2 protein-coding genes and 4 pseudogenes are annotated in these 3,123 nt (G+C 66.0%); 3 read left to right on the top strand and 3 right to left on the bottom strand.

All coding sequences use genetic code 11. The annotated features are described in order from the left end of the window. Positions 1 to 208: 208 nt before the first annotated feature. Positions 209 to 928 (bottom strand): annotated as a pseudogene (locus VIU94_RS30265) (transposase family protein); the annotation flags it as partial. Positions 929 to 1,045: 117 nt separating this feature from the next. Between VIU94_RS30265 and VIU94_RS44910 the strand changes: the two are divergent. After that, positions 1,046 to 1,603 (top strand): annotated as a pseudogene (locus VIU94_RS44910) (transposase); the annotation flags it as partial. Here the strand turns inward: VIU94_RS44910 and VIU94_RS30275 are convergent. Both VIU94_RS30275 and VIU94_RS30280 read right to left on the bottom strand, forming a co-directional pair. Next, positions 1,600 to 1,992, bottom strand: a complete 393-nt coding sequence (locus VIU94_RS30275) for a hypothetical protein (protein ID WP_331916176.1) — start codon at positions 1,990 to 1,992, stop codon at positions 1,600 to 1,602. The pseudogene VIU94_RS44910 and the gene VIU94_RS30275 sit on opposite strands and share 4 nt — an antisense overlap. Before the next feature lie 142 nt (positions 1,993 to 2,134). Beyond that, positions 2,135 to 2,506: pseudogene (locus VIU94_RS30280) on the bottom strand (transposase family protein); the annotation flags it as partial. Between the two features lie 90 nt (positions 2,507 to 2,596). Between VIU94_RS30280 and VIU94_RS30285 the strand changes: the two are divergent. Continuing rightward, positions 2,597 to 2,962 (top strand): hypothetical protein, encoded by a 366-nt coding sequence (locus tag VIU94_RS30285; RefSeq protein ID WP_331916174.1) that lies wholly within the window; start codon positions 2,597 to 2,599, stop codon positions 2,960 to 2,962. A gap of 34 nt (positions 2,963 to 2,996) precedes the next feature. Continuing rightward, positions 2,997 to 3,089: pseudogene (locus VIU94_RS30290) on the top strand (IS5/IS1182 family transposase); the annotation flags it as partial. Between the last annotated feature and the right edge of the window lie 34 nt (positions 3,090 to 3,123).

Raw genomic sequence — 3,123 nt, forward strand, 5'->3', positions numbered from 1 at the left:
ATTGGGTGCGCCTCGTGGGCCGGTCTCGCGTCCCATCGCACGTGCGCGAGACCGGCCGTGAAGAACGAGCCCCGGCTCCTCAGCTGTGGCGGGCGACGTCTGCCGGGATACAGGTGCGAACGTCCTCGGCTGCAGTGGGCACGAGATCGTCACGGACCCAACTAAAGCGTGTTGCACAAGACTGCAGCGCGGGCATTTCTCCTGTATGCGTGGGGTGCTGAGGGCTGAGCCGTTGTGGGTGGAGAGCTCTGCGGAGGATTCGCCAGGACTTGAGTCGCGCGATGCTTCGTTCGACCGGTGCTCGTGCCGCTGACAGGGCACGGTTGATCGTCTGCTGGGTCGTGGTGAGGTCCCGGTTCGGGAGGCGTCTGATCGGTGTGGTCACCCAGGGGCCGGCACCGATGTAGGCGCGGTCAGCGAGGATCGGGACGCCCTGGCGTTCGCAGATCCGGATGATGCGGTGGGTGCGGGCCGCGGTCAGGTCGTGAGTGCGGCCGGGAAGTGCGGGCGAGATCCACAGCAGCTTGCCCGCGGGATCGGCCACGACCTGCACGTTCACGCCGTGACGGCGGTGCTTCTGGGAGAAGTCGGCCCGGCTGTCACCGACACGGTCGCACTCGGCGAGTGTCCCGTCGAGCAGAACGTGTTCAGGGTCGGCTTCCCGCAGGACCCGCAGCAGTCCGGGTGCCCGGCGGGACAAGTGCTCGATGACGGCCGTGACGTAGGCGTGGGCGGTGCCGACGGATATGCCGAAGCCGGCGGCGATCTGCGTGAGCGTGTCGTGCCGGCGGAGGTAGACAAGGCCCACGAGAGCGCGCTGGTGAGGCGGGAGCTTGCGGTGGCGGTCACCCTCACGGGTGACGATGAGCATGGATACCCACTCGACCAGGGCGTGAGGCAGGTCGAGTGCGGCAGGATTGGGAACCAACGAGGTTCCTGCGCTGATGAGTTGAGACGTCGAACACCTCTCTCAACGGCGCGGGAGCCTCATGCGTTGCGGAACGCCAGCCCGTCACCCGATCAGTGGCCACTCTGAAAGAGCTCAGTCTTCCGCGCCGACTACTTGCGGCAACTGCCGCAGGTCGAACAGGCTCTGGGACACCAGACAGTGGCGCTCATCCGACAGGTCGACGCCGCCTGCCTCAGCGTCACTCAGCTCGCGGCGGCGACGGAAGAGACGTTCCTCGCACACCCTGATGCAGGCATCATCACAAGCTTCCCGGGGCTGTCTGTATTGTCCGGGGCACGCGTCCTCGCCGAGATCGGGGACGACCGCGAACGCTTCGCAGACGCCTGAGCCATGAAGGCATACGCCGGAGCGGCACCTGTGACGCGAGCCTCCGGTCGAAGCCACGTGGTCGTGGCCCGGACCGTCAAGAACCAGCGACTGGGCTCAACCGGGCACATATGGGCCTTTGCAGCCCTCCGAGCGCAGGCTCCACGAGCCCACTACGACCGACGGAGAGCTGGTGGAGAACGCCATACCGCAGCTCTCAGAGACTTGTTCAACAACCTGCTCGGCTGCCTCTACCACTGCCTGCAGAACCGCATGCCCTACGACCCCGAACGGGCCTTCAATGCACCCGTTGCGCTCGCTACCTAAAGCCGCGGGCCCACGGAGATGTCGACGGCGGCCGCGTTCCAGCCGGGCTCGTCAACGGCGACACGGATTTGCCGCCTGCCCGCTTCACCGATGAGACTCACGAAGCGCGTCACGCCCATGACATCACCGATGACCAACCGCCCATCCGCCAACGAGATCGGCCCCTCGAAGACGGTCGTGAAGGAAGGATCCGGCCCTGGCTCCTCGTCGAGCGGCTCGGTGAAGAGCCGGGCCTTAATGAATTGAACCTGGGCCTGAACCCGGATTGCCACATGGGTGTCGCACCCGACCGCGGCCTCGCCTCCCAACTCCAACACCGGCAGCCAGTCGGTCGAACCCAGCGCCAGAACCGGATGGTTCACCCGAAACTCAACGCCAGCGGCCTGCACGTTCAACCCCCTCTGGTATCCGCCTTATGACGCGCCGCGATGTTATCGGGTGGCTCCGACAGGCGAGGCACATCACCTCCGACCACTGGGGCTGGACGTGACGCTGCCACACATTGAGTTGACCTCCAGCGACATGAGATGTCTTCGACCGCACGGCGATGGTGTGGTCCCGCGTGGGAACCAGAGTGCCGTCCACGATGAGCACGGCATCCTTGGCGAACCGCTTGCGCGACTGGAGCGCGAACATCGGCCCCTGGTGGTCGATGATGCGGTCCGCTGCCGACTTCGAGATCCCGAACGGTGGGGCCAGTTGTCGCATGGTCAGGTTCGTTCGCCAGTACGCGGTGACCAGCAAGGTCCGGTCTTCCAATGAGAGGCCCCACGGTCGGCCCTTGCGAACCGAGTCCGCACCTGCGCGACGCAGTACCGTCACCAGCTTCCCGAAGGCTCGCGGGCTCAGCCCGGAGAACGGGGCTATCCAGGACGGCTCCGACACTGTGATCACACCAGTCACATCGAGATCATCTCGTCCATGTGACCACTTCTTCAGAGAGCCACCCGGGGGCTCTCGCCGGCCGTTTCCCTGAGCTGCGACACTCTGCGCGTGAGCTATCCCGCGACAGACCAGCTGTCCTCCGCCGAACGCGCCTTCATGATCAACGCCACCGAGATCGACATCCTCCCCGGCGTCTGGGGCGACCTCGACGAGCCGCTGGTCTCACGGCCCGCCTCGGCTCTCGTCCCGATCCTCCTTCCCCTCGCCGACAGAGGATGGATCGAAGTGTGCCGGCTCGTGCCCTGGACAGCGCCGGATGGCTCTCTCGGTCAGCAGCCCGGTCCCCCCATCCCGAAGCAGGACCTTCCCGCAGTCCTGGCGAACGCCGAGAACTGGGAGTACCCGCAATCCGGCACGTGGCTGGGGTGCCTCACACTGACCCTCACCGAAGCGGGACAGAGCATCCCCCGCTGACACTCAGTCCCGACGGCACCCCTCCGCTCTCTGCAAGATCCTCCGCGACTGCCGCCTCAAAGGCAAAGGCGTTCACCATGCCGTGCTCGGCATCGCCCGCCTACACAGCCTCACCCACGCCGGATGAGGCACAGCGTCGCTGGTCAATCGGCATGTCGTAG

The sequence above is a fragment of the Streptomyces sp. genome (assembly GCF_036566765.1).
Lineage (GTDB): Bacteria > Actinomycetota > Actinomycetes > Streptomycetales > Streptomycetaceae > Streptomyces.